Raw genomic sequence first — 4,778 nt, 5'->3', positions numbered from 1 at the left:
GACGATCCAAGCCGCTTCAGATACGATCCGACCCATCTCACTTCGGGACTGAACAGTTAGGCAGCACCTCTTCGGGGGAGAACCAAATGGTTGTTGCGGCCCAGGATAGCTCCTTCCCTCTAAGCGCCGGCATCCTGTTTGGGATCGGGTTGGGCGGCTTCTTCGACGGGATCGGGCTTCATCAAGTGTTGCAATGGCATCACATGCTCAGCAGTTGGTACCCCATCACCTCAGTCTCGAACCTTGAACTCAATACCTTATGGGACGGCGTCTTTCACAGCGCGACCTACGTGTTTGTTGTAATCGGCCTCTTCATTCTCTGGCGTACCGCACACCGGCAGCACATCTACTGGTCTAATAAGCTCCTCGTCGGAACACTCCTCGTTGGCTTTGGGCTGTTCAACCTCGTCGAAGGTGTGGTCGATCATCAGCTCCTAGGGTCTGTCGTCGCCTGAACTATGTGGCAGAGCATGCGTTTTGTCCGTCCTATCCGGGGAGGGACGATGCTGAGCGATGCACAATGGGCCGTTTTGGAGCCGCTGCTTGAGGTTTGTCGACCGAAGGCGAAGACGCCGCCTCAAGACCTGCGGCGCACGCTCTCGGCGATCCTATGGCGGCATCAGAACGGCGCCAAGTGGCGCGCCATCCCGCAAGACCTGGGGCCGTGGTGGCGGGCAGCGCAAATTTTCATTCGCTGGTCGCGCTGCGGTGTCTGGGAGCGTCTTCTCGCCCTTGTGCAGGAGCGCGGCGTTCGGCTCGGTATGGTGTTCCTCGACGGCACCAACATGCGCGCGCACCAGAAGGCAGCAGGTGCCGCCAAAAGGGGGGATCTGCAGCCGAGCGAGACGCTCGTGAAGCTGTTGGCCGATCACGTGGCGGCTATGGGACGAAAGCTTGCGTGATCGCTGACGGCGCAGGCCGCGCGATCGCCTTTCGGATTGCACCCGGACAGGCCCACGAACTGCCTTACGCGCAGCCCCTGCTCAAGTGCTTGCCGGGCGTGCCCCGATGGGTCGTGGCGGATCGGGGCTACTCCAGCCACCGCTTCCGCGAGCAGGTGCGCGAGGCCGGGGCAAAACCCGCCATCCCGTCCAAGTGCAACGAGGCTCCCGCGCGCTGCCCAGACTGGATCTACACCAACCGCAACATCGTCGAGCGGCTCTGGGCACGCCTCAAGGAGTGGCGAGCCGTTGCCTACGCGCTACGAAAAGACCGCCACCAGCTTCACCGGCGTCCTCTGCCTCGCCGCTGCCCTCGACCACCTCAAGTGACAACAGGCCCTAGGCGTGCACCACGTCAATGAACTCGTGCCGCGTGAGCAGTGGATTTACTGGGACATCGGCTTCCTCGCATGGGGCGTGGCCATGATCATCGGCGGCGGGCTACTGGTGAAGTTGGGGCGTTCCGAACAGGCGTTCACTCGGATGGGGATCTAAAACGGTGAAGGTCGGCCACCTCAACGTCGGGATCGGTGTTAGGAAGGGATTGCCGTGGCTCATGCTATCCGCGGCTCTGATCCTCGCAACAATGCCAGCATGGCGGCCTCTGATTTATGGGACCACGTTGACCCTCGACGACCTGCTCAACATGCGCTGCCTGTCAGGGTGATCCATCGCTCGCGGAGTCATGATCAGGAACTCTGGCGTGCGGCGTCCAGCACCTTCATGGATAGCCGAGGCGCCGTTGTGATGTTGAAGAAGCTGGATAACTGAGGCGCGCTCAGACCCCGAACACAAAGAGGGGCCGCTTTTACGAGCAGCCCCTCTATTGCCTGGCCGCGGTCGACAAGTGACCGCAACGACGTCGCTTTATGCGGCGCGGACCTCACGAGAGGCGAGCATCCAGGTCACCAGCGCGGACGACCGCGGCATAAGACAATTAGACCCTTGATCACCCTGTAGTTCGAAGGGCCGAATGGCTCGTAGCCCAAACTGCCGATGCATCCCGAGACGGGTAGGCTCCTGCACACACGCACTTCGGATCTGACCACTGTTGGCCATGTCGATGTTGTGCAGCCAAGTTCGGGCGCGAGGCTGACCGGCAGCCTATCAGGCCGCGGCCTTGTAGGGTGTTCCGGAGAGCGCGACGATGAGCTCGCCCTTCACGATTTCTGCACATTCGTTTGACACCTGACATGTGCCGGCCGCGCGATGACCACCCCCGCCGTAGGATAGGCAGAGCGCGCCGATGTCGACCTGTGAGCTGCGGTCCAGGATAGACTTGCCTATGGCGAAAACAGTGTTTTGTTTCTTCAAGCCCCACATCAGGTGGGCAGAGACATCACAATTAGGGAAGACCGCATAGACCGCGAAGCGATTGCCCGCGTAGATGACTTCTTCGCCCCGGAGATCGATGAGGGCGAGCTTACCATGCACCGACGTGCAGCGGTGAAGCTGAGCCGCGAACAACGCACTCTGGTCGTTGTACAGGCCGATGCGCTCCTTGACGTCGGGCAGAGCCAAGATCTCCGTAATTGTATGGTCCCGGCAGCGCTCGATCAGCTGCATCATGAGTTCGTAGTTCGAGATGCGGAAGTCGCGAAATCGGCCGAGCCCGGTACGTGAATCCATGAGGAAGTTGAGCAGCACCCACCCTTGCGGGTTGAGGATCTCCTCGCGGCTGAACTGCGCCGCGTCCGCCTTATCGACGGCGGACATCAGCTCCTCGCTGATATGCGGGAAGGATGAGGCACCGTAATGTCGATACACGACGCGGGCTGCGGAAGGCGCCGTGACGTCGATCACGTGGTTAGGGAAGTCTCGCCCAGCGTTGCGCGCGCTCTCGCTCGAATGATGGTCGAAGGCAAGATAGCACCCTTCGACGTAAGGCAAGTTCGTGATGATATCGCGTGCCGTGATCGGCACGATGCCGTCTTGCATGTCCTTAGGGTGAACAAACTTAATTTCGTCGATCAGATCAAGCTCACGCAACAGCATTCCGCATACTAGCCCGTCGAAATCACTCCGGGTCACAAGGCGAAACTTCTGGCTCGGCATCATGGGTCAATTCTCCAACTACCAGGAGGAGTGACCGCGAGTGCTAAAGGTAGGGTTACGGCTGCTGCTGTGATCTGGAGCTTGGTTAAATTTGCTTTGAGGCCTTCACGTCTGCAGGCCCGCCGCTGGTCATGGGTTTAGCACCCCGCGAGGTTGCAGACCTGAGGCTGAGGGAACATTGCCTTGCGGAATTGGTAGAAAACAGGCGTTATCAAACCGAAGGGCCGAACCATGCCGCAGATGTTTGACTGGATCTTCTTTGCGATCATGCTCCCTGTCCCCGCACTCCTGTACTGGGAGTGGCGTACCGATGCGCTCAGTCGGTTTACAGCGAGTCTTAAGTAGCTGATCGCGTAAGAAGTCTCGCTACGCAGGCTTTAACCCGTTCAAGCCAACATCGGCTTTGCCGCAAGCACGCTTCAAGGACAGCCTCGCGGCCGCGAAGCCGGTGGCGGGTGCTTGCGGGTTCAAGGTCGGCGACACGCTCCGGCGGGCCTTCCAGCGCCGCATAAGCATGACACCCGACGAGTATCAACGTCCCCACCCCTCACAGGCTAAACCGAAGGATGTCTAAGGCATGTAAAATCCTGAGCCTTGAATATTCATTTAAAAACAAATTGTAGAATGAATGGGCTTTCACTTAACGCTTAATAGGTGAAGGGCTAATCCGGTGGTAGATTCCCGTCCACCAAGCTGCCGGAAGCTGCCCTTCCCAGTATCTTCATTAGGTCGACACCGGCCGGTGGCCTACCTGGAAATGGATGTCCGCCTGGGTAGCACGCTAACGTCCTCTCGCGGCGCAGAACAGCTGCCGGCGCGAAACGAGAGCTTCTGCTGGCGCAGGTCGATTGCTGGTGTGGGCGTGCCCCGGGACAAGCTTGTGACTTGGCATGCGCACGAAGTGCCGCATTCCTCCGCGCAAACCTGCGTCCCACCTTCGTAGAGCGGGCTTGAAGGCCGGCATGGGCGTGCCCGTGGCGAGAAGCGCCGTCCAGCAGAGAGCGGAAACGAAAATCCAGACATGCAGAGCTTTACGAGCGGTGGGCAGCAGATTGCGGTGGAATGGTTTGCGGCTTCCGGCAGTCTCACAACAGGGCTGGGGTCATCATCAGCAAGACCGGCAGTGCTGCTCCTGCATGGTGCGGACGGTCTGACCTACGCTGACGGCTACCGCCTCGCCGCACGGACCATCGCAGCGTCAGGCTACCACGTCGCCTTCGTGCACTACCTTGACCGAACGGGTGACCAGCGCGTGGCTTATGCCCGACTGCGGCAGGACTTCCCACAATGGACAGAGACCATTCGCGATGCGGTGAGCTGGCTGGTTGATCAGCCTGGGGGCGATGCCAGAACGCTTGGCATTGTGGGCCTATCGCTCGGAGCGGCGCTGGCCTTCGCGATAGCGGCGGAGGAGCCACGTGTGCGAGCGATCGTTGACTACTCGGGCCCGCTGCCAGATGAGCTTGCCTGCCAGCGTCCACGGCTGCCACCAACCCTTATCCTGCACGGTGCTTCGGATCGCATCGTCCCCGTCTCCCATGCTCAAGCGATAGAGCGTTTGCTGCGGGAGCAGAGCACCCCGTATGAGATCAAGATCTACGAGGGGCAGGGCCACGGCCTCACGGGTGCCGCGCAATTCGATGCCGCGGCACGGGTCGCACGTTTCCTTGGACAGCACCTTCAGCAGGCGTCCTCCTGAAGCCGCGACCTATTAGGGCAGCCTGAGAGTCCTCTCTGATTGGGGTTCGTGAGGCAAGCATCTCCTCATCGATGTTCCTTGTC

3 protein-coding genes and 2 pseudogenes are annotated in these 4,778 nt (G+C 60.3%); 4 read left to right on the top strand and 1 reads right to left on the bottom strand.

Going from position 1 to position 4,778, the window contains the following annotated elements; genetic code table 11:
* Positions 1-86: 86 nt before the first annotated feature.
* The 3 genes and pseudogenes from CRT23_RS27160 to CRT23_RS28275 form a co-directional block, all read left to right on the top strand.
* A pseudogene (locus tag CRT23_RS27160) lies at positions 87-440 on the top strand (DUF2243 domain-containing protein); the annotation flags it as partial.
* A 63-nt stretch (positions 441-503) separates the two neighbouring features.
* Positions 504-1,271: pseudogene (locus CRT23_RS27155) on the top strand (IS5 family transposase).
* A gap of 15 nt (positions 1,272-1,286) precedes the next feature.
* Entirely contained in the window at positions 1,287-1,436 is a 150-nt protein-coding gene (locus tag CRT23_RS28275; RefSeq protein WP_146056556.1) for a DUF2243 domain-containing protein, read from the top strand.
* Between the two features lie 612 nt (positions 1,437-2,048).
* On the opposite strand, the gene CRT23_RS27150 is transcribed toward CRT23_RS28275, so the two are convergent.
* Positions 2,049-2,999, bottom strand: a complete 951-nt coding sequence (locus CRT23_RS27150; protein WP_245436643.1) for an exopolyphosphatase — start codon at positions 2,997-2,999, stop codon at positions 2,049-2,051.
* 1,018 nt (positions 3,000-4,017) lie between these two features.
* On the opposite strand from CRT23_RS27150, the gene CRT23_RS27140 reads away from it, so the two are divergent.
* Positions 4,018-4,695, top strand: coding sequence for a dienelactone hydrolase family protein (locus tag CRT23_RS27140; RefSeq protein WP_103712587.1), 678 nt, complete (start codon positions 4,018-4,020; stop codon positions 4,693-4,695).
* The last annotated feature ends 83 nt before the right edge of the window (positions 4,696-4,778 follow it).

It is taken from the genome of Methylobacterium sp. V23 (assembly GCF_002917135.1).
Classification (GTDB): Bacteria; Pseudomonadota; Alphaproteobacteria; order Rhizobiales; family Beijerinckiaceae; genus Methylobacterium.
Note: the sequence above shows the minus strand (reverse complement) of the source record. Positions and strands in the feature narration are given on the sequence as shown.

Coding starts and splice junctions, on each gene's coding strand:
- CRT23_RS27150 (WP_245436643.1), bottom strand. CDS start 2,999: ATGATGCCGAGCCAGAAGTTTCGCCTTGTGACCCGGAGTGATTTCGAC.
- CRT23_RS27140 (WP_103712587.1), top strand. CDS start 4,018: ATGCAGAGCTTTACGAGCGGTGGGCAGCAGATTGCGGTGGAATGGTTT.